Source organism: Nitrosospira sp. NpAV (assembly GCF_000832065.1).
Classification (GTDB): domain Bacteria; phylum Pseudomonadota; class Gammaproteobacteria; order Burkholderiales; family Nitrosomonadaceae; genus Nitrosospira.
In genome coordinates this window covers 20,069-41,255 of record NZ_JXQM01000010.1, presented here as the reverse complement: position 1 = coordinate 41,255, position 21,187 = coordinate 20,069, and the positions used below count along the sequence as shown (strand labels likewise).

Sequence of the window (21,187 nt, the reverse complement as noted above, 5' to 3'; positions counted from 1 at the left end):
AAAGTGGGGCAATTATTATCACATTCACAAATACATCACGCATAGAAAATGTTTTCTTAACGTTCGGTATGTTAATTTCTCAGCAACCAGAATTTGAATCCTTTATCACGAGATAAATTCGGTGAGTTCACGATGTTTGCATTTTTTCTTCAGTTAGGGGCCTGTTAACGCTATCTAAGTCCCTCTATGACCAACGCAAAATGGATAAAGGTAATGAACATCACATCAAGTTTCTCGCAGCGAGAGAAGATGCACCGGCGTTCCTCCAGCCTCCTGGATAGTCGCTCGATCTCGTTACACCGCAGATACATGACTGTGTCATATCATGAAGACTCGAGCTGATTGAGCTTGGGCGGTGCGGCCGGGATGAAGCCATGATCCAATGCAAACTGCCGTATTTCGCCCCTTCGTAAGCGCTATCCATCACCAGACGATGCCTGTAATTTCCGCAGCAATTGCGGAAACTGGAGAGTTATTTGCCTTTGAGTAGCTGGCTTTCGAAACGTTCAAGTCAAGGGCTCGAGTGCGTGCATGACCGAGAGCCTTAAATGAAGTGGTAGGAAGAACGAATGATCGGAATAATCCTACCAGGTTGACCATTAACAAGAGGAGTTTATTAATGTCTAGTCTTCTGGTGCCGGCGATTCTTTTTTTCGCCCTAGGGATGTTCGCATGTCTCGTCAAATCGGATCTGAAGTTCCCGCCCGATATGCACAAGATGATTGTGATTTATCTGCTGATAGGCATCGGGCTTCATGGCGGCAGGGCGTTCATTAATTCACCGATCGGAGATGCTATGCCTGCGGTGTTCGCAGCGTTCGGGTTCGGGATTGGCCTGCCGATCGTCGCCTATATCATTTTGCGAGGCGTCGGCAAGATTGATCCGCTCAACTCAGCAGCTATCGCCGCACATTATGGTTCGGTGAGCGCCGGAACCTACATGACCGCAGTGGCGATGCTGGGCAGCATGAGCGTAACCTACGAAGCTTATCCCGTCATCATGCTGGCAATCATGGAGTCTCCCGCCATCATGATTGGCCTTGTCCTGGCAGGATATTCCCGGAAGATCATGGGCGGTGCACAAAAGGGTGAGAAAGGAATGTTCAAGCACCTGGCGAGAGAGGCCTTCACCAACGGCAGTATCTTGCTGCTTTTTTTGTCCATGGGTATCGGCTACGTGGTGTCGGAACCGAGCTACAAGAAGGTAGAGCCATTCTTTGAAAACATATTCATGGGTGCATTGTGCATCTTCCTGTGCGACATGGGGATGGAGGCCGGGAAGAGAATATCGGAATTCAAATCAGTGGGCGTCTTCCTGGTCTGTTTCGGTGTACTGATGCCCATAATCGGGGCCACCGTCGGCATGCTGGTTGGCCACTACTACCTTCAATACTCGGTAGGCGGCGTCACCCTGGTAACTGTGCTTGCGGCCAGCTGCTCTTATATCGCGGTACCCCCGGCGATGCGGCTTGCGATACCGGAGGCCAATCCCTCTTTTTACCTGACTCTATCGCTCGGAGTAACCTTCCCATTCAACATCGTGATCGGCGTTCCCACCTATTACGCCATCGCCCAACACTTGGCAGGAGGGGGATAGCGGGAGCAGCACTGGGATTTATGAGTGGATGACATTAATTTCCTGAACTTTTCGAATGCATATTCTGATTCTAAAAATTCGGGTTCCTACCGTGAGTATATTTGAGGGAACAAAGGCATGATTATGAGACCGGATACCTTAATTGCAATGAAACGAATCGAAATCGTCGTGGACGAAGAGGCGCTCGGGGACTTGCTGGGGCTGTGCAGGACGGCGAATGTTCGCGGATACACATTCATCAAACATGCGGGAGGGCTGGGGTCGCGTGGCGAGCGGCGTCCTGACGACTACGCTTTGGAAGAAAAAAATGCCGTGGTGATTCTGGCGTGCGAAGAACAGCAGGCGGAAAGGCTCGTAATGGCGCTGCGTCCACGGCTGAAAGAGTTCGGCGGAATGTGCCTGATTTCAGACTGCAGCTGGGTAATAGGTCCTGCGGCTTCATACTGATGTATTGATGGGAAGGGTGATTCCATCCCATCCATGACATAGGAATTTTGAAAGAGCGCCAGTAGGGCTGGACAGCATGACGTCAGCAAGTAGGGTACTTTCGGGTCTGCTGGATCGTCTATGCCCTGACGTGCCCAAGCTGATTTATCAACAAATTGACTCGAGCAATAAAAATGGCAAGACCTCCAATGGGACGAGAGTTTGTAGAGGCGGCGAAAGAAAGAATCGCGTCAGCTAAAACGGTTGACGCATTGCGTGCGGCTCAGGCATTGCTTCTTCCGCTGGAGTTTGGACTGTCGCTTGAACAGACCGCAACCATTATAGGATTGTCCAAGAGTCGTACGGGCAAGCTACGCACCCGATTCCAGAGAATCGTAGCTGGCCAGGAACAGGTCAAGACAAAAAAAGGCCTGCGCAACCATGCGAGGATGAGCCTGGATGAGGAAGTGCAATTTCTCGCTTCTTTTGTCGCCAAGTCGCAAAATACGGAAACTCTTCCCGTCTCTCAACTGAAGGTGGAACTGGAGCGGGCTGTCGGCCGGTCGGTATCGATATCCACCGTTTATCAGCTGCTAAGGCGCCATGGGTGGTCAAAGCTCGTCCAGTATCCGCGAATGAATGCAACTGTCATGCAGGCCTGGGAGCGGCTGGGCCGTAAGAGATAGCAATCCGGGAAGACTGTGATTGCCCCAATCCTCGAAAAGGTAAATTTGGCTTTTTTTTACTCCAGCCAACCTGTCATCATCCTTTTCCTGCAAAGAGCGGCGCCGGAAAACAGGGTTTTTATAGCACCCTGCCAGGGTACCTCGGCGGAATGCTTAAGCATATGTGGACTTGATTCTCAGCATATGCCCTTCCACAATCCTTGACACCTTGCGCAAGGCTAACTCGTGAAACATCTCCCCCCAATACCGTGGCAGTACGCCAAATATTTTCTTCTTGTGATAGAATTTTTTATGGTGCCAAGCATTTATCATTGCCAGATTTTGCCGGGTTATGCGTCAACCGCTAAAATGGCGGCAGCTCCGATGTAAGCGGCACAATTTATTCAGTATATCAAAGCGCCCGGATGGTGAAATTGGTAGACACAAGGGACTTAAAATCCCTCGGGCCTAATCGCCCGTGCCGGTTCGATTCCGGCTCCGGGCACCAAAAGAGGGTTTCAGTAGGTATCAAGACGTAGCGGAAACACAATTAATACAAGGAATAGAGCGGAAGTTTGTATCACACTGTTTCAAAGTATTTCTTCACATACCCTTCTTCTTGATGGTGTTTTTGCTGGTAGGTTAAATACCAACTAGCGAGATACCATCATGCCTCTTACCGACCCTGCCGTACGCAACGCCAAGTCCGGTAGCAAGCCCTTCAAGCTTACCGACTTGCGCGGTGCCCTTCCACCAGTGCGGGTCAGGCACCATCCCAGCGTCACCGATCCAGCGCGGATAGCTACCCTGTTGCGGGATATCGATGGTTATAGCGGTTCCTTCGTTACCCTGTGCGCGTTGCAGCTCGCCCCACTGGTATTCGTACGTCCAGGCGAATTACGTCATGCGGAATGGAGCGAATTCAACCTCGATACAGCCTTGGAAGACCACATTTTTGTTGCGCAGCCCGAATGTCATTTTGTTGTCGAAGTTTATTACAGCTGAGCTAGTGAAAATCGCATGAGGTGGGGATAAGGAATTGATACGTATATAACTCCTGGCTAGGGCATGTATATTGCTTGCCTGTAGCCAATACCGATATTCTTTTCTGCCGAGATCAAGAAATACCTGTGTAATAAATAACTTTTGTCCTTCTGAAAGAAACCACTTATAGGAATATTTTTCTGTGAAAACTACCCACTCCTTCATATTTGCCACGACCTTGAGTGCCGGCCTTATACTCTCGCTATCCGCATCGGCTGCAAATTATACCGCTCTGGATCTGGGCGAAAATATCGTTGCAACCGGCCTCAATGCCAGAGGGCAGGTGGCGGGTTATATCGTGGGATACTATGACTCTGTAACCTCTGTAGGTTTTATTACCGGTCCGGATGGTGTGGGAAAAACCTTGAATGGTGGTGGGTCTTCCATTGGCGGCATCAATAATATGGGGCAAATGACGGGATCGCAGCAAGTTGGCATTAATTGGACTGATACCCGCGCATTCTATACCGGCGCTAACGGTGTGGGCATAACGTATCTTGAGCCTCTGGGGGGTAATGCTACTGGAGCTGCCGCCATTAACGATAGCGGGCAAGTGGTGGGATTCACCAATACACCGCTCGGATTTTATCAAGTTCATGCATTCATTACCGGACCCGGCGGGGTGGGTATGAAAGACCTCGGCACCCTGGGGGGTGAAAATGTTAACAGCATGGCCACCGCCGTCAACGCTTCCGGGCAAGTCGCAGGGGTTTCCTATTATGACTATGCAGCCCGACACGCCTTTATCACCGGTCCAAACGGCGACGGCATGAAAGACCTCGGCACCCTGGGGGGATACTCCGTCACCGCCACCGCCATCAACGATTTGGGACAGGTCGTAGGGAACTCCTACACTGCCGACGATTATAAACACGCATTTGTCACTGGCCCCAACGGCGTGGGCATGACCGATCTCGGTACCGTGCATGGCGCCAACTCTAGTGAAGCCTACGGCATCAATGCCTTCGGTTGGGTGGTGGGAGAATCTTATACGATAAATAGCGGTATCAGTGATAGTAGACGTGCCTTCATCGCCGGCGTTGATGGCGCAGGCATGACAGATCTCAATAGCTTTGTGAACTTGGCAAACAGTAATCTTACTTTCATCGGAGCACGTGGGATAAATGACCTGGGCCAGATCGTTGCCCAGGCCAGCAATGGCCATACCTACCTGCTGTCCCCTGTACCCGAACCCGCATCCTATGCGCTGATGCTGGCCGGTCTTGGTCTCGTCGGTTGGGTTGCCTGCCGCAGGAAGCAAATTCCATGAGAAACCTGAATTGGCTGGAATTTGCTCTACTTGCTCTGCCTCCCATATGAAACCCGCTTCGGTGGGTTTTTAGTCCATCCGTCCCATAGCAAAATCCCAGCAATCCCGTAGTATTGTGCTGCGGGGCAATGTTTCCCCTTGCATAAGTATCGTCCCGTCCCGGCCAGGAGACTGCGCCGGGTTTTCTCAATACCCCGACATCGCATCCGTGGGGCGCTACCCTCTTTTGCGCCGGCCCGGCAGAACCCCTAACTGCCGGGCTTTTTATTGCCCTTCCCCAGGGATATAAGAGGGGTAGCGGTAGGCAAGTGATGGTATTTCTGATGGTATGTGGTTAATAGGTTTAACAAATACTCGATTATAAATATGTAGTTATGATGATAATTCGATTGAGGCTCAGGCATTGGACCGATCCCATTGCAGGCACAAGCAAACATAACATGCCCGCCCCCTTCAAGGTCTGGAACCTACACTCCAAGACCGCAACAAAAAAGGTAAAAAACTTCTGATTTTTGTTGCCTTAGATCAGGAGAGTGTACCTTTGTCCAATAGACAACAGCATCTGACCCCGTAAGATACGAACCGTGATATTGATTTTATTCACCGAGTAAATAGGGAATGGGGGGGGCGTATGCTAAAAACAATTGCAACCATGCTGGCTATCGGTTTCTTGTCAATGAGTTTAGCTCACGCGGATTCTAAGAACAATGCGAATTCTGGTAAAGCTTGGACTCCTCCACCGGGCCTCCTCTCCGATGAGATGGTCTCCTCCCTAACGTTTGCTTCCGATAAAAGCAATAATGGGAATTCCAATAACAGCAATAATGGGAATTCCAATCCCGGTCGTGGCCATGTCTATCAAGTTCCCGAGCCCGGCACGATCATTCTAATCGGGGCGGGGTTCTTAGGCCTTGCCGCATCGCGAAGGATAAAAAGGCGCGACTAGAAAGCAAAAAGCTTTTTTGCCGCATTGTCTAGCATAAAGCCTGGTACCGTTCTCTAACGTAATCCAAGCCCTGCAAATCCACTGAAACCCTTCAAAAGATTTTTTCCGACTTTTGGTCATAGCATTTACCTCCTTTCCGCGAGGTTGCCGCGTGCCATTCGGTAATATATAGCGTTATTCGATTTGTAAAAAATGTTGGTTATCTTATAGATAACATAATCCTAGTCGTGAAATTCAGATGAGACTCCGGCATCACCCCAGGTTCGGAGCAGCCTCAAGGCCTCCCGTATTGCTGTAAATTCATCCATGGGGCATCTTCGCGCAAACACGGTATTCAACGATGTCATACTGGATTTCCTTGCCCCCACACCTCCAGAAAGCGGCCAAGGCTTCTAATTTGATGTCAGCTTCGACGCCATAAATCTTATCGCCGTTCCTGCATTTAATATCCACGCGTGTTCCCTTTGGCACCGGCAGGCACTTGCCATCGTGTTTAATCCATTCGCTGTTCATGAAAATTCCAATGTTCTATGCAGCAATACGGCGGCTTCTACACCGACTCGCTCACATTGCTTTGGTCCGGCGATAGGAGAAAACCCCAAAAGCCGCCGTTGCCCCGCTATGTGACGCGGCACCACCTCGCAAACCAGGTCGTTGATGCCGTTGAGCAGGTGCGCGTAGTAATAGACAAAGTGGAACATGGCGCCCATGACAGATCTGGTTGGCTGCCCGGGCATGATGGCGAACCGGGATAGTTCAGCTATTTTCCGGCCGCGGCGGCGCATTTCGTCAAGTTCAATGGAATAGGCTTCATCCGCGCATAGTCCACTGATCGAATCCAGTTTCACCATGACTGTGCCAACTACCGAGCCGTATAACTCGGCATCTATCACTGCGTCGGATCCGGTTAATGCGTGATTTGCGACATATCCTTTCCGCCAGTACGATGCGTTGACAAGCCATTCTGACGGCGTCAGCGAATTTCCGATATTTACGGTGTAAGGCCCGAATGTTGTTTTCATTTTCCAGCCACCATGCGGTCATGCGCCGGTTTCCCGGCTCTCATTGCTCCCGGAAGAGTGCTGCGATCAGTGCATCTGTAAATTCCGGGCTGAACCACCTCATCAGATGGGGAGTAAATTTTATTGAAGACTGGATCGGATGGTAGGGTCAGAGAAATGCTTTTTTTATAAGCTGCCATGTTTTCCTCGAATGCGGTTAATGTATGGATACATGCGATTTATAGCCACAGAAAAAGTCGTCCGCGGTCATGAAACATCTTACGGATTTATGGATGAATTGATAATTGGACTGACGTGCACGGGAGAATCAATCGATATGAGACTTACGTCCCATAAGCGAATTGGTCGATATTGGACTGACGTACAACCGAATCGCGATGGGATGGTCGACAAGTCAGGAAAAAGGAGCGGCAGCAATCTGCTGAAACTGGCTGGGAGGAAGCATTGGCGGCCATTCTGGTGCTGGGCGTGCAGGCGGCTGCGCTAAAGAAATCATGAGAGACCAAGCTTCGCGGTAACAATCTATAAATCTGTTTTTTCCGTAATTCTCGCCTATAGTTCTTGTAAGGGTTTCCAATGACTATCCATTTTGGTACGGAATAGCGCCGGAGTGATCGCTGTGGCTGCCCATGGTGCTACGCAAGAGCAGATTCATAGACAATTCTTAGTCCAACCGGGGAGGTTCCATGAAAAAATATCTCATCAATGGGTTTACGCTCGCCGCTCTAGTCATCTGGTTTTCATTTCCGGCGCAGGCGCAGAATTCCGCTAATCTGTCTCCGGCTATTGGCCATAGCAAGGCTCCGCTTTTTTCCTCCAAGGAAAAAATCGTCTTCAACCTGAAAACCAACTTTACGGATCTATGGAAACATCGTGCTATCGCCAACCAGGAAGTACCTGAGGATATTAGGGATTTCGAGGTGCCCGGCCGCCTCGCATGGACGGATAGCACCGGCAAACATGATCTTCCCGTAAAAGTAGAGTTGCGGGGAAATACCAGTCAGTCCGCTTCCGAGTGCCCGTTTCCGAAAATGAGCCTGGGTTTCGAAAAAGATCGTGCAAGCGGCGAAAGAGTCTCAAAAGGAACGCTGTTTGATGGATTGAATTCCATCGGAATAGGTACGCATTGTGGTGGCAAACCGGGTTCTTCCGCACGGTTTCGCCGGGTCTGGGGAGGTTTGTCGCCGCATCGGGAGGCATTGATCTACAAAGTGCAGGAATACCTTTCCATTCCGGGTTTTCAAGTGTTGCCCGCCACTTTCAGTTACACGGATACCAGCACCGGCAAAGGGCCCGTCGAGCCGCAGCCAAGCGGTTTTGCCGTGAATCAGCCTATGCCGGGTTTTTTCCTGGAGGATATCAAGACTTTTGTAAAACAGGCGGACGGGAAAGAGATTCGCGCCGCGGATGCACCTTTTCAGGATTCGGATAAGCCCTATATTTTCACAAGCATTACCGATGCGCCAAAGGATGCGCGGGCAGCCGGTTCCGTGATCGAGCCTATTGATGCAAAGAATATTATTCGTATCATGTTTTTCCAGGCGCTGATCGGAAACCGGGATTGGATCATTCGCATATCCCCCGACGATCTCAGCGCTTCCAGAGGCCTCTGGAATATGAAAGTGGTCGAAGCAAATGGCAAATGGATTGTTTTCCCCTATGACTACGATTTGGCGGGCTGGGTGAAATCCGAGAATTTCTTTGCCGGATTGCCGGGTTTGGCTGATGCCGACTTCTATAAGCCCGCCGATGTTGCTCAGGTCGTAACCGAGCTGAGGCAGAAGCGTCCCGGCATCGAAGCCTTGGTGGATGAGTTGGCCAGCGAAGACAGGGGCGGAGCGAGCAGGGTAAAAGAGCAAATCGAGTCTTTCTACCATGCATTGGATAGAAGATTCCGTTGATTTTTTTATCTAGCTCGGATATTTATAAATGGATGCGCTTCCTCGCCGGTCTTTTAATTTGTAGGGGAATGTGGTTCAGCCGGCGGGCGGATCAATTGCAGGGATGGCGGCAGAATGATCAGATTGATCGCAGCGGGGGCAACCGATGTAGGGCTTAGGCGGAGCAACAATGAAGATGCTTACGCGGTCATGCCCGAAACCGGCATTTTTGCGCTCGCGGATGGAATGGGCGGCGCAGCGGCGGGAGAAGTCGCCAGTTCATATTTTATCGAGACAACACAAGCTGTCTTTGCCGACATGGATTCCGCATCTGAAGAAACTAACTATGGGTTGGTCCAAAAGACGTTCAGGCAGGCAAATAAGCGAATTTTCGAGCATACCGCGCAGCATCCCGATGATGAAGGAATGGGATGCACAGCGGATCTTTTGGCGTTTTATCGCGACCGGTATGTGATCGGGCACGTGGGAGACAGCAGGGTTTACGTGCTGCGGGCTGGCAACTTGCGGCAACTGACCAAGGATCACTCCCTGGTACAGTTGCAAGTGGATCGTGGAATTCTCACGCCGGAGGAGGCAAGAAATCATCCACAAAGAAACATACTTCTCCATGCTCTTGGCACTGATCCCGTTGTATCTTTCGACATGCTGCAAGGCGGAGGACTGGATGGCGATATATTTCTCATGTGTTCAGATGGCCTGACAGACATGATGGATGATGCGAAGATTCAGGATATGCTGGTTTCGGCGGAAACGATTCAACAAAAAGTGAAAAGACTGATTGTGGCCGCGCTATCGGCCGGGGGCAGGGACAATATCACCGTGATTCTTTGTGAAGTGCAAATAAGTGAGCCGGCGGAATCCGGCGGGGGTATCGTTTGATTGGCTTTACTCCCGCCAATGCTTCATTTATTCAATTACCGCGGCGGCAAAAATAATATTTTTCCGTTCCGCCTAAAGTTTCGTGGCGAATGACCGTTGACTGGGTTATACCATCAAACCCCATATAACTTAGCCATAGCTGCCGCGCACAATATCTACCTCAGCCGGACTCCAACGGCCGGCCATCCCTGCCGCTATTCCATGTAGGAAATATTCCTACACGGAATCCCGGTTATTTCCTACGCCTAAATCGGATGGATTCCGGTTTTACGGCACCGCATGACTGCGCACAATGGAGCCTCACATCCAAGGGAGGTAAACATGAACGCAAATGAACTGACAATGGAAATCAAGGAACTCAATCTGACCTACCTGATGCTGGCCCAGCAGATGGTGCGAATGGATAAGGATATGGCAATTTTCCGGTTGGGGATCAGTAAGGACATCGCCGAAATATTGGCGGTTCTGACGCCCGGCCAGATTCTTAAGCTGTCAAACTCCAACATGATGTTGTGCCGCATACGCTTCGACGACAACCTGGTGCTTGGCATGCTCGCCAACTACGGAAAAGAGAAGACCATGATGCAGTCCCATGCAGCCATCCTGATGGCGGGTCAACCCGTCGAAGAAATTTCCTGAAGTACAAAAACAAAAGTTTGTACGAGTCAACAGATAAAAGGTAACCATCATGGCGAAAAAGAGTGTGGTATCGGAAGCCAAAGAGATTCAGACCGCAATCGAGATGATCAATCTGGGCGCGCGCCTGCAGTTGCTAGAGAGCGAAACCAGTCTGAGCCGAGAGCGGCTCATCAAGCTTTACAAAGAATTGAAGGGTGTTTCTCCTCCCAAAGGAATGCTGCCGTTTTCAGCCGATTGGTTTCTGACCTGGCAGCCCAATATTCATTCTTCCGTATTTGCCGATATTTACCGCTATCTGCTGGCGCACGCCGATTGCCGCGGTATCGCCGCCATTATCAAGAGCTACAAGCTTTATCTGGAACACTGCCAGATGAGCGACATGGAACCGGTATTGAGCCTGACCCGTGCCTGGACTCTGGTACGGTTCTTCGAGGGTCGCATATTGCAGACGGCATCATGCACCCAGTGCGGCGGCCATTTCGTTGTGTATACCCACGATCTTTATAACCGCTATGTATGCGGATTGTGCCATACCCCCTCACGTGCCGGCAAAACCAACAAATCCCGTGCGGTCGGGCATACAGGCATCACCGCCGTATCTCCCGCAGCGCCCATCGCACCTATCGCATCCTGAGACCGAGTATTCCTCCCTTACCGGTGGTTGAGAGTTTTTCTCTCCACCGGTTTTTCTTTTCCGCCTCTGCTGTAACCCCGACGATCCATTAGGCGGCTCTCCGAGCCTAGCGAGCATCGGTAGCCAGTTCGCGGGCAATTTTGCCGCCTGCCCGGCGTTCATAAACCCAGTTATGGGCTTCTCCCAGCCGATAAAGCTGTCTCGCAACATGTCTCGCCACATCACGCGTCCTTATTGATTATCCGGATTAAAGTTTGCCGCATATCGGCCGTTACACAGATGAACGTTTCAACAAGGCGCGCCTTTGCGATCGGCGCAATAACCTAAGTCGGGAGTATCGGTAAATGCTGGTCATAGTTGGATGTCTTATTGTTCTCGGGTCGGTATTTGGCGGATTTGTTCTTGCCGGCGGACACCTCGTCGCGCTGTATCAGCCATTGGAACTGCTGATGATCGGCGGCGCCGCGGTGGGAGCTTTTGTACTGGGCAATACGAGCAAGGCGCTAAAGGCTACCTTCAAGGCATTGCCTAAGGTCGTGCAAGGCTCCAGGTACACCAAGATTCTTTATATGGACCTCATGGCGCTACTTTACGATCTTCTCGCAAAAGTGCGCAAGGAAGGATTGATGTCGATAGAAAGCGATATCGAGAGTCCAGCGGAAAGTCCTATTTTCGCCCATTACCCCAATGTCCTGGCCGATCATGAGGCGATCGAATTCATGACGGATTATTTGCGCCTGATGGTGGGTGGCAATCTCAATGCATTCGAGATCGAAAATCTGATGGATAACGAGATCCAGATTCACCATCAGGAGGGTGAAGTCCCAGTGCATTGCATCGCCAAATTGGGTGACAGCATGCCGGCATTCGGTATCGTTGCGGCGGTCATGGGCGTAATCCACACCATGGCATCGGTGGGCCTGCCGCCGTCCGAGCTGGGCATTCTGGTTGCCCAGGCGCTGGTCGGCACATTTCTCGGAATTCTGCTGGGCTATGGTTTCGTGGGACCCTGCGCCGCTGTGTTGGAGCAGAAGCTGGAAGAATCCACCAAGGTGCTGCAGTGCATCAGGATGACCCTGCTGGCCAGCATAAACGGCTATGCCCCCGCGCTGGCGGTCGAGTTCGGCCGCAAGGCGCTGTACTCGACCGAGCGGCCGAATTTTATCGAGCTGGAAGAGCGCGTCAGACAGGCAAAAAACAAATGATTACCCTAATCCGGTAGTTGTAGCGAACTCACCACAAGGGTAAAGGTCAAGTGGCGCAAAAGATCTTTATGGATCATAACGCTAAACCGGCAAATGAGCGGTCAACTGCCGGATTTGGGATGATAGGAAAATGCAGTCATGGCTGACGAAAAACGCACCATCGTCATCAAGAGAATCAAGAAGCATGGCCGCCATCATGGTGGCGCATGGAAGATTGCCTACGCTGATTTTGTAACCGCAATGATGGCGTTTTTCCTGCTGATGTGGCTGCTTGGCGCCACCACCCAAGAACAATTGCAAGGTCTTTCCGAATATTTCCAGACTCCAATCAAAGTTCCTCTCAACAAAGCCAGTGGCAGTGGCGACAGAAGCAGCGTGATTCAAGGAGGCGGCAAGGATACAACACAGCGCGTAGGGCAGGTGAGGAAGGCGAGTGCCGGACCGCGCGATCTGAAGGCGGCGCAGGCTGACCTGGAGCGGCTTGACAGGCGCAAGCTGGAAGTGCTGAAGGGTCAGTTGGAGCAGTTGATCGAGTCTCATCCGACCATGCGTGACTTCAAGGAGCAACTGCTGCTGGACATAACTTCCGAAGGTCTGCGCATTCAAATTGTCGATCACAGAAACCGGCCCATGTTCGCGCTTGCCAAAGCCGAGTTGCAACCCCATACGAAGACCATCCTGCAAAAACTGGGTGGGGTATTGAACGAAATGCCCAACAGAATCAGTCTTTCAGGCCACACCGATGCGACACCTTATGCGAGCGGCGAAAAAAATTACAGCAATTGGGAATTATCGGCCGACCGAGCCAATGCCTCGCGGCGTGAACTTATCATGGGCGGCATGAATGAGAAAAAAATCATGCGTGTAGTAGGTTTGAGTTCGGCGGTGCTGTTCGATAAGAACGACGCCACCAACCCCGTCAACCGGCGCATCAGCGTTATCGTAATGAACAGCAAGGCCGCGGAGGACTTGAGCAAGGAAGGTGGCGTAACGAAGGAAATCAGAAGCAATGCTACCGTGGATGTGCAAGCCTTGCAGCCCGCCGACGCCGCCAGTTAAACGGCACCCGCCAACAAACCCAGCCCGATAGTAATCTCCCAATTTTCGAAAGCAGAATTGCGGCAGAAATTCCATTCTTTTCCTTTGATGGCCGATTCCTGAAGCGTTCAATAATCACGCCTGTAACTAATGGCCGATTATGAACGCATTCTCAGGAGTCAGCAGTGAGCGAAGAGAGTGACCTCGAAAAAACGGAACCTGCATCACCGCGGAAACTGGAAAAGTCCCGCGACGAGGGACAGGTTCCCCGTTCCCCGGAACTTTCCACATTCGCGGTTCTGATCGCCGCTGGCTGCAGCCTATGGCTGATGGGCGGGCATCTCACAAGCCAGCTTTCCACTTTGATGAGAGATGGAATGAAAGTGCCGCGCGATGCCGGCTTCGATTCCAGTCTGCTTCTCGATCGATTGTTCGACCAATCCTTCGGAGCGCTGTTTGCTTTTTCCCCCTACCTGATCCTGATGTTCGTGGTGGCGGTGACCGCACCCATGCTGATTTCCGGCTGGCTCTTTACCTGGAAATCGTTGGAGCCCAAGTTTGATCGACTCAATCCCATCAGTGGTGTGGGCCGCATGTTTTCGCTGAATAGTCTGATCGAATTGGCCAAGGCTCTTCTCAAGGCCGGTCTGATCGGCGGGGCGGGTGTCTGGACGATCTGGCACCACAAGGAAGCGGTACTGTCATTGATTGCCGCGCCGATCGCCGTGGGCGCCGGTCACATGGGAAATCTGGTTGTCATGAGCTTTCTCGCCATAGCGGGCACCATGGTGCTGATCGCGGCAGTGGATGTGCCCTTCAAGCTGTGGGATCACTATCGCAAACTCAAGATGACCAAGGAGGAAGTGCGCCAGGAGAACAAGGAAACCGATGGCGATCCGCAGATGAAGGCTCGCATCCGCGCCAAGCAGCGTGAGGTGGCAAGAAAACGGATGATGGCTGAAGTTCCCAAAGCCGACGTGATCGTCACCAACCCGACGCATTACTCCGTTGCGCTCAAGTATGACGACGGCAAGATGCGTGCACCGCGTGTTGTCGCCAAGGGCTCGCATCTGCTCGCCCTGAAAATTCGCGAGATAGGGCAACAACACCATGTCCCGTTGCTGGAAGCGCCGCCGCTCGCCCGAGCCTTGTATCACCACGCCGAACTGGGCGACGAGATTCCTCAGACTTTGTATAACGCCGTGGCCGAGGTACTGGCATATGTTTACCAGTTGCGCCGTCACCGCGAGTATGGCGGCAAAGCGCCTGCCGCGCCGGATGCTCTGGAGGTGCCTGCCGAATTGGATCCGGAAAACGCGGCATCAAAATGACATTTGATTTATCCGTGAACGACCTGACTATTCTATGAACATGATCGCCAAATTCAACCATGCATTCAGCGGGGTGAACGCTCGCAGCCTGACCGGGCCGCTGCTGATACTCATGATTCTCGGCATGATGGTGCTGCCGCTACCAGCTTTTGTGCTGGACATGATGTTTACATTCAATATCGCGCTTTCCATCATGGTATTGCTGGTCAGTATTCATACCCACAAGCCACTGGAGTTTGCGGTATTCCCGACGGTGCTATTGCTCACGACCTTGTTGCGGCTGTCGCTGAATGTGGCTTCCACCCGCATCGTCCTGATGGAAGGCCATACCGGTCCGGACGCGGCCGGCAAGGTGATCGAGGCATTCGGTCATTATCTGGTGGGCGGCAACTACGCGGTAGGCATTGTTGTGTTCATTATCCTGGTGGTCATCAACTTTATCGTGATTACCAAGGGCGCCGGCCGCATTGCGGAAGTCGCGGCTCGCTTTACACTCGATGCAATGCCAGGCAAGCAAATGGCGATCGATGCCGACCTGAATGCCGGTCTGCTTGGCGAGGAAGAAGCCGGCAGGCGTCGTACCGTTATCGCTCAGGAAGCGGAATTCTACGGCTCGATGGATGGTGCCAGCAAATTTGTCCGGGGCGACGCGATAGCGGGCATCCTGATTCTGTTCATCAATGTGATTGGCGGCCTGATTGTTGGCGTGCTGCAACACGACCTGGACATGGCAACCGCCGCCAGAAACTATACCCTGCTCGCCATCGGAGATGGTCTGGTCGCGCAGATCCCGGCGCTCATCATTTCGACTGCCGCAGGCCTGGTAGTAAGCCGTGTTGGTACGGATGAGGATATCAGCGGCCAACTCGTGAGCCAGCTTTTTTCCCGGCCCCAAGTACTGATTCTGACAGCCGCCATCATCGGCCTCATGGGCCTGATACCCGGCATGCCGCATATTGCCTTTCTACTGCTCGCTGTGGTACTGGGCGGTGGCGCATACATGATGACACAGCGCGAGAAACAGGCTACGGGGCGATTGGCGATTGCACCTGCTGCGCAACCCGAAATCCAGGACGCAAGCTGGGATGATGTAATGCCGGTCGACGTTCTTGGGCTTGAGGTGGGTTACCGGCTGATCGCATTGGTGGATAAGGCGCAGGACGGGGAATTGCTGCGTCGGATCAAGGGCGTACGCAAGAAATTTGCGCAGGAGATCGGGTATTTGCCTCCATCCGTGCATATTCGCGACAATCTGGAGCTGCGCCCCAATGCTTACCGTATTACTCTCAAAGGCGTCGCCATCGGTGCCGGGGAGGTCAACGTGAGCCAATACCTGGCAATCAACCCCGGCGGTGTTTCCGGGAGCTTGCCGGGACTCGCCACCAGCGACCCCGCCTTTGGGCTGCCAGCCGTCTGGATCGAAGCCGGCCAGCGCGATCAGGCCCAGATACTGGGTTATACCGTGGTCGATCCTGGTACGGTCGTGGCGACTCATTTGAATCATTTGATGCACACCCATGCGGCGGAATTGCTTGGCCGCCTGGAAGTGCAGCAACTGCTCGATCGCGTGGCGAAGGATTCGCCCAAACTGGTGGAGGATCTGACCCCGAAACTCCTTCCGCTTTCCACCGTGCAAAAGGTGTTGCAGAACCTGCTCGACGAGAGCGTGCATATTCGCGACATGCGGACCATCATCGACGCCATGGCCGAACATGCCGTCCGTGTACAGGATCCGCACGAGCTGACGGCCTTGATTCGCATCGCCCTGGGTCGCGCGATCGTTCAGCAGATCTGGCCGCAATCCGGCGAGTTGCAAGTCATGGCACTGGATGCCGGGCTGGAAAGGTTATTGACGCAGGCCTTGCAAGCCAGCCCGAACAGCACCGGCATCGAGCCGGGGTTGGCCGATACGCTGATGCGCGAAGCTGCGGGAGCAAGTCAGCGCCAAGAGCAGGTAGGCCTCGTTCCGGTGCTGCTGGTGCCGGCACCGCTGCGGACCTTGCTGGCGCGCTTTCTGCGCAGAGCTCTTCCACAGCTCAAGATTCTGTCGCACGCCGAAGTCCCCGATTCCAGCAACATTAAAGTTACCTCTATTCTGGGAGCAAGAGTATGAGTATTAAAAGATTCTTCGCAAAAACAACACGGGATGCGCTGCGCTTGGTACGCGATGCGCTTGGGCCCGATGGAGCGATAATTTCCAATCGGGCGGTGGACGGTGGCATTGAAATACTTGCGCTGGGCCCTGACGATATCACGGCACTGATGCCTGCGCGTATAGCGGACGGAATCGAAGGTGCTTCAACGCCGGGCAGCGAGGTGCGGCAAGCGAAATCCCAGGTGGAACCGCCAGTCGAAGCGGTGAATCAAGCACAAGCCATCGACCCATTGCCTAAGGAAAATGTTGTTGAAGGAGGAGGGCGGATCGCTACCGGCATCAAAGATTTACCCCGGCTTCATTTTCCCTCTTTCCACGAGAACCGTGGAGAGCAAGCGGAACGCCGGATAATTTCAGATCTCACGGAGGAATCACATCAAACGAAAAGCCAGATGCCGCCGAGGGTGTATAAGGGCAAGGTAATACCGGATTTTGTCAGCGAAGACGAATATGGACAGCCTGCAATGCGCTCACGCAAATTGTCGGGCCCGTCAATGGAGCCGGCAGCGCATCAGGCGACAAGCCGTCGGAAGCTGGCGAATGACCCGGTAACTCCAGAATCCAGGGCCGGCGGCAAAAAGCGGCGTGTCGCAATCAACCCGCGCGAAAAAACCAGCCCGGCTGCCCAAGTTACCCGAGTCCCCCGGGCAGTGGCTGTTCCTGCGAAGAAGCAGCAATTTGCATTTGATCCCCGTCAGATCGCCGACCAGGTAGCCGCAAGCGTACTCAGCGAGATCCATTCGATGCGCGGTACCCTGGAACAACAATTAGCCGCACTCAACTGGAACGAACAGCAGCGACGCCATCCCATACGCGGGCGGGTACTATCCCAACTATTGACAGCGGGCTTCAGCGCTTCGCTTGCGCACGACTTGCTGGATCAACTGCCTGTAGGACAGCTTACGGAATCGCTCATCGGTCAAGAAGGACAGCAGGAAGAGAAGCGCGAGAAAGAAGCGATGAGCTGGGTAAAGACTGTATTGGCGGGCAATCTCCGGACGATCGGCAATGAGAACGAGATGCTGGAGAAAGGGGGAGTTTATGCGCTGGTGGGGCCCACCGGCGTGGGTAAGACCACTACCACGGCCAAACTTGCCGCGCGTTGCGTGGTACGTCACGGCTCGGACAAACTGGCGTTGCTGACGACAGACGGTTATCGGATCGGGGGACACGAGCAACTGCGCATCTATGGCAAGATTCTGGGCGTCTCGGTCTACGCGGTGAAGGATACGCAAGATCTGGTCCTTGCCTTAGCGGAACTGCGGGGCAAGCACATGGTATTGATAGATACGGTGGGAATGAGCCAGCGTGACAAGATGGTGGCCGAGCAAGTGGCGATGCTGGCCGGATGTGGCACCGGGATCAAACGTTTGCTGCTGCTCAATGCGGCATCCAGCGGGGATACGCTAAACGAAGTCGTTCACGCTTACCAGGGCGATGGGCTGGCGGGCGCCATCATTTCCAAGCTGGATGAAGCCGTCACCACCGGCAGTGTGCTTGACACGGTAATCCGCCATCAACTGCCGCTTTACTATGTCGCCACCGGCCAGCGCGTTCCTGAGGATCTGCATTTAGCGGATTCCGGTCACCTGATTGATAGCGCATTCAATAATCTACCCGTCGCTTCCCCTTTTGCTATGCCGGAGGATGCATTGCCCACGTTCATGGCAGGTGTAAAGAGGGGTGCAGCTAATCTGGATAGCAGCGGGGTTCACTTTGGCTAATCCAACCGAGGATCAGGCTGAGGGGTTGCGCCGCCTGCTGGCGCAGGATTCCCCGCATATCATCACCGTCGCTTCGGGCAGCATGGGCACGGGCAAAACAAGTACAGTGATCAATCTGGCGGCAGCTCTGGCGCGTGGCGGCAAGGACGTGCTGATAATCGACGAAAATGCGGGCGCCACGAATCTGGCGGGTACGCTGGGACTCAGTGCTCACCGCGACTTGCTGGACGTGATCCGGCGCGACAAAGCGCTCGATGAAGTGATAATTTCGGGCCCCGACGGAATCCGCCTTCTGCCGGCGGGACGTGGCATGCCAGTCCTTGGGAAGCTTGGTTCACATGATCAGACCCATCTGATCGATTGTTTCGGCGATTTTGCTCAGCCGACCGACGTGGTACTGATCGATGCGGCACCGGGCAGAGCCAGCCGAATGCTATCTCTTACCCTTTCCGATCATGAAATTGTGGTGGTGGTTTCTCCCGAACCGGCCTCGATCACCGCGGCCTACGCACTGATCAAGCATATCAGCGGCGATTGCGGCGTCCAGCGATTCCGGGTGCTGGTCAACAGGGTTGGTATGGAGGCTGAAGCACAATTGATTTTTGACAACATGGCGGGAGTGGCCCACCGCTATCTGGCGGTCTCGCTGGACTTCATGGGCTTCATTCCGCCGGACGATAAGCTCCGGCAATCAAACCGCCGCGGGCGTTCGGTAATTGAGATGTTTCCCGACGCCATATCAGCAGCGGCATTTCGTCACGCGGCGGAGTCGCTCGATCACTGGCCACGCAGCGAGGATGAGAGTAATGCGAATAATGAGAGTAATGAGAGCAAAAGCAAGGGATTGGGAGGCTTCATGCAATGCCTGATACAAAGCAGCCAGAACCAGCGCCAGCGAGCTGGCAATAATGGCGGCCAGAGCGGCTCCATCAGACAAGGCGCCTCCAACTCCAAGAGTCCCGCCAGGCACGATGATCATAGCAGTCCCATCAGACAGATTAATCGTAATGACACGGTAGGCAAAAACCCCAAAGGCCCAATGGTGAGACATGTATAACGCAGCCGGCGTCATTGATAAAAAGCAGTCGCTAGCCGAGTTTGCGCCGCTGGTAAAACGCATTGCCAATCACATGGTTGCCAAACTGCCCCCTAGCGTCGAGGTGGATGACATGATCCAGGTGGGCATGATGGGTCTGATGGAAGCGCTGGGCCGTTATGAGGAGGCTGCGGGTGCGCAGTTCGAAACCTATGCGGCGCAGCGCATTCGCGGCGCGATGCTGGATGAATTGCGCCAGATGGATTGGCTGCCGCGGGGCGCCCGCAAGAGTGTGCGTCAGATCGACGCGGCGGTTCATGCCTTGCAGCAACGTTCAGGCCGCGCACCCACCGAGACTGAGATAGCCGGCGAGCTCAAGGTCCCCGTTGCCGTCTATCAGGAGATGCTGCTGGAAGCGCGAGGGACGCAGCTTATCCATTACGAAGATTTCCTGGAGGAAGGTGACGACGATTTTCTTGAGCGTAATTGTGCCGACAGCGGCGCCGACCCGCTGGCGAGCTTGCTGGACGACAATCTGCGGGAGGTGCTGGTCGGCGCCATCGCCAACCTGCCCGAGCGGGAGAAAATACTGATGGGGTTGTACTATGAACAGGAGTTGAATTTCAAGGAGATCGGGGCGGTTCTCGGCGTCTCCGAATCCAGGGTATGTCAGATACATAATCAGGCGGTGGCGCGGCTGCGCGTCAAACTTAAGGAGTGCGCATGGACTTCAATAGCGTAATCGGTGTCGTTATCGCTTTAATTGCCGTTTTTGGCGGTCAGGTGTTGGAAGGCGGCCACCCAGGTTCGCTCCTCCAGCTTACAGCCTTTACTGTCGTGCTGGGAGGGACCCTGGGAGCGGTATTGCTGCAAAGCCCCGTGCGTCAGTTTGTGCTGGGCATGAAAATGAGCCGTTGGGTATTTATTCCACCGCTGCTCGACGCCACCGCGTTGGTGGAGCATATCGCAACCTGGAGCGCCACCGCACGCAAGGAAGGGTTGCTGGCGCTTGATCCGCATATCGAGGGGATCGACGACCCGTTCGTGAGGAAAGGGCTGCAACTGGTGGTGGACGGAACCGAACCATTGGAATTGAAGCGGGTACTGGAAGTCGAGATCGAAACCTTCGACGATCTCCACCGCCAAGGCGCCAGAGTGTGGGAGGCAGCCGGCGGATATGCGCCAACCATCGGCATTCTGGGAGCCGTGATGGGGCTGATCCAGGTGATGGAGAACCTTGCAGACCCGGCCCATCTGGGTGCAGGCATCGCAGTGGCGTTCGTCGCGACGATTTATGGCGTGGGTCTGGCCAACCTGGCTTTCCTACCAATTGCCAACAAGCTGAAATCACTCATCGCGCGCCAGGTACTCATGCGCGAGATGCTGGTGGACGGGCTCGTGGGAATCGCCAATGGCGAAAACCCGAGACTGATTTCGGGCCGGCTGAAAGGATATGTAGTGTAAGAAAGGTAGCGGCGATTTGCTACGGAGTTATCCGATTTTCCTATGACGGCACAATCAAACCATGACCAAATATCGACGTAATTTTCTCAGAGGCGGCGACAGCAGCCAGGTTCTGCCGGTGGATCAAACCACCGCCTTATGGACGGCATTTCACGCCATCACTACCTTTTTATCCAATGTCAGGTGGAACTCATCTGCCACCCTGAGTGGG

General features: G+C 53.5%; 20 protein-coding genes, 1 tRNA gene and 1 pseudogene. 19 read left to right on the top strand and 3 right to left on the bottom strand.

Annotated elements, in window-relative coordinates; genetic code table 11:
- Window positions 1-619: 619 nt before the first annotated feature.
- The 3 genes from SQ11_RS07440 (at window position 620) to SQ11_RS07430 (ending at window position 2,709) form a co-directional block, all read left to right on the top strand.
- Window positions 620-1,597, top strand: a complete 978-nt coding sequence (locus SQ11_RS07440) for a sodium-dependent bicarbonate transport family permease (RefSeq protein ID WP_041513533.1) — start codon at window positions 620-622, stop codon at window positions 1,595-1,597.
- Window positions 1,598-1,744: 147 nt separating this feature from the next.
- A complete protein-coding gene (locus tag SQ11_RS07435; RefSeq protein ID WP_084226772.1) occupies window positions 1,745-2,044 on the top strand; it encodes a transcriptional regulator in 300 nt (99 codons plus the stop codon).
- Window positions 2,045-2,217: 173 nt separating this feature from the next.
- Window positions 2,218-2,709, top strand: coding sequence for a winged helix-turn-helix domain-containing protein (locus SQ11_RS07430; protein ID WP_041513531.1), 492 nt, complete (start codon window positions 2,218-2,220; stop codon window positions 2,707-2,709).
- Window positions 2,710-2,845: 136 nt separating this feature from the next.
- Here the strand turns inward: SQ11_RS07430 and SQ11_RS17850 are convergent.
- Window positions 2,846-2,985, bottom strand: a pseudogene (locus SQ11_RS17850) (IS200/IS605 family transposase); the annotation flags it as partial.
- A gap of 122 nt (window positions 2,986-3,107) precedes the next feature.
- Here SQ11_RS17850 and SQ11_RS07425 point away from each other — a divergent pair.
- The 4 genes from SQ11_RS07425 to SQ11_RS18235 all read left to right on the top strand — a co-directional run bounded on the left by SQ11_RS07425 (window position 3,108) and on the right by SQ11_RS18235 (window position 5,948).
- Window positions 3,108-3,196, top strand: a tRNA-Leu gene (locus SQ11_RS07425).
- A 161-nt stretch (window positions 3,197-3,357) separates the two neighbouring features.
- Window positions 3,358-3,693, top strand: coding sequence for a hypothetical protein (locus SQ11_RS17540; protein ID WP_041513530.1), 336 nt, complete (start codon window positions 3,358-3,360; stop codon window positions 3,691-3,693).
- A 181-nt stretch (window positions 3,694-3,874) separates the two neighbouring features.
- Window positions 3,875-5,002 (top strand): HAF repeat-containing PEP-CTERM protein, encoded by a 1,128-nt coding sequence (locus SQ11_RS16395; protein WP_052494056.1) that lies wholly within the window; start codon window positions 3,875-3,877, stop codon window positions 5,000-5,002.
- Window positions 5,003-5,633: 631 nt separating this feature from the next.
- The gene (locus SQ11_RS18235; RefSeq protein WP_041513529.1) at window positions 5,634-5,948 is read left to right on the top strand and encodes a PEP-CTERM sorting domain-containing protein; all 315 of its coding nucleotides are present in this window, start codon (window positions 5,634-5,636) and stop codon (window positions 5,946-5,948) included.
- A gap of 300 nt (window positions 5,949-6,248) precedes the next feature.
- On the opposite strand, the gene SQ11_RS07405 is transcribed toward SQ11_RS18235, so the two are convergent.
- Entirely contained in the window at window positions 6,249-6,461 is a 213-nt protein-coding gene (locus tag SQ11_RS07405) for a hypothetical protein (protein WP_041513528.1), read from the bottom strand.
- The gene (locus SQ11_RS07400) at window positions 6,458-6,970 is read right to left on the bottom strand and encodes a hypothetical protein (RefSeq protein ID WP_052494054.1); all 513 of its coding nucleotides are present in this window, start codon (window positions 6,968-6,970) and stop codon (window positions 6,458-6,460) included. The genes SQ11_RS07405 and SQ11_RS07400 overlap by 4 nt, the downstream gene beginning before the upstream one ends.
- A gap of 686 nt (window positions 6,971-7,656) precedes the next feature.
- Here SQ11_RS07400 and SQ11_RS07390 point away from each other — a divergent pair.
- The 12 genes from SQ11_RS07390 to SQ11_RS07335 all read left to right on the top strand — a co-directional run bounded on the left by SQ11_RS07390 (window position 7,657) and on the right by SQ11_RS07335 (window position 20,976).
- Entirely contained in the window at window positions 7,657-8,871 is a 1,215-nt protein-coding gene (locus SQ11_RS07390) for a hypothetical protein (RefSeq protein WP_041513526.1), read from the top strand.
- 114 nt (window positions 8,872-8,985) lie between these two features.
- Window positions 8,986-9,750, top strand: coding sequence for a Stp1/IreP family PP2C-type Ser/Thr phosphatase (locus SQ11_RS07385; RefSeq protein WP_041513525.1), 765 nt, complete (start codon window positions 8,986-8,988; stop codon window positions 9,748-9,750).
- A gap of 321 nt (window positions 9,751-10,071) precedes the next feature.
- The gene (gene flhD, locus SQ11_RS07380) at window positions 10,072-10,389 is read left to right on the top strand and encodes a flagellar transcriptional regulator FlhD (protein WP_041513524.1); all 318 of its coding nucleotides are present in this window, start codon (window positions 10,072-10,074) and stop codon (window positions 10,387-10,389) included.
- 49 nt (window positions 10,390-10,438) lie between these two features.
- Window positions 10,439-11,023, top strand: coding sequence for a flagellar transcriptional regulator FlhC (gene flhC, locus SQ11_RS07375; RefSeq protein ID WP_041513523.1), 585 nt, complete (start codon window positions 10,439-10,441; stop codon window positions 11,021-11,023).
- A 344-nt stretch (window positions 11,024-11,367) separates the two neighbouring features.
- Complete coding sequence (motA, locus tag SQ11_RS07370) at window positions 11,368-12,228, top strand: flagellar motor stator protein MotA (protein ID WP_041513522.1); 861 nt, start codon at window positions 11,368-11,370, stop codon at window positions 12,226-12,228.
- A 138-nt stretch (window positions 12,229-12,366) separates the two neighbouring features.
- Window positions 12,367-13,287 carry a flagellar motor protein MotB gene (motB, locus tag SQ11_RS07365; RefSeq protein WP_041513521.1) on the top strand — a complete coding sequence of 307 codons (921 nt, stop codon included), beginning with the start codon at window positions 12,367-12,369 and terminating at the stop codon, window positions 13,285-13,287.
- A 164-nt stretch (window positions 13,288-13,451) separates the two neighbouring features.
- Window positions 13,452-14,597, top strand: a complete 1,146-nt coding sequence (gene flhB, locus SQ11_RS07360; protein WP_041513520.1) for a flagellar biosynthesis protein FlhB — start codon at window positions 13,452-13,454, stop codon at window positions 14,595-14,597.
- 34 nt (window positions 14,598-14,631) lie between these two features.
- The gene (gene flhA / locus SQ11_RS07355; RefSeq protein ID WP_156972435.1) at window positions 14,632-16,710 is read left to right on the top strand and encodes a flagellar biosynthesis protein FlhA; all 2,079 of its coding nucleotides are present in this window, start codon (window positions 14,632-14,634) and stop codon (window positions 16,708-16,710) included.
- Entirely contained in the window at window positions 16,707-18,476 is a 1,770-nt protein-coding gene (flhF, locus tag SQ11_RS07350) for a flagellar biosynthesis protein FlhF (protein WP_041513519.1), read from the top strand. The genes flhA and flhF overlap by 4 nt, the downstream gene beginning before the upstream one ends.
- Entirely contained in the window at window positions 18,469-19,533 is a 1,065-nt protein-coding gene (locus SQ11_RS07345; RefSeq protein WP_052494052.1) for an AAA family ATPase, read from the top strand. Before flhF ends, SQ11_RS07345 begins: the two co-directional genes overlap by 8 nt.
- Entirely contained in the window at window positions 19,526-20,254 is a 729-nt protein-coding gene (locus SQ11_RS07340; protein WP_041513518.1) for an RNA polymerase sigma factor FliA, read from the top strand. Before SQ11_RS07345 ends, SQ11_RS07340 begins: the two co-directional genes overlap by 8 nt.
- Window positions 20,236-20,976 carry a flagellar motor protein gene (locus SQ11_RS07335; protein WP_041513517.1) on the top strand — a complete coding sequence of 247 codons (741 nt, stop codon included), beginning with the start codon at window positions 20,236-20,238 and terminating at the stop codon, window positions 20,974-20,976. Before SQ11_RS07340 ends, SQ11_RS07335 begins: the two co-directional genes overlap by 19 nt.
- Window positions 20,977-21,187 lie beyond the last annotated feature (211 nt).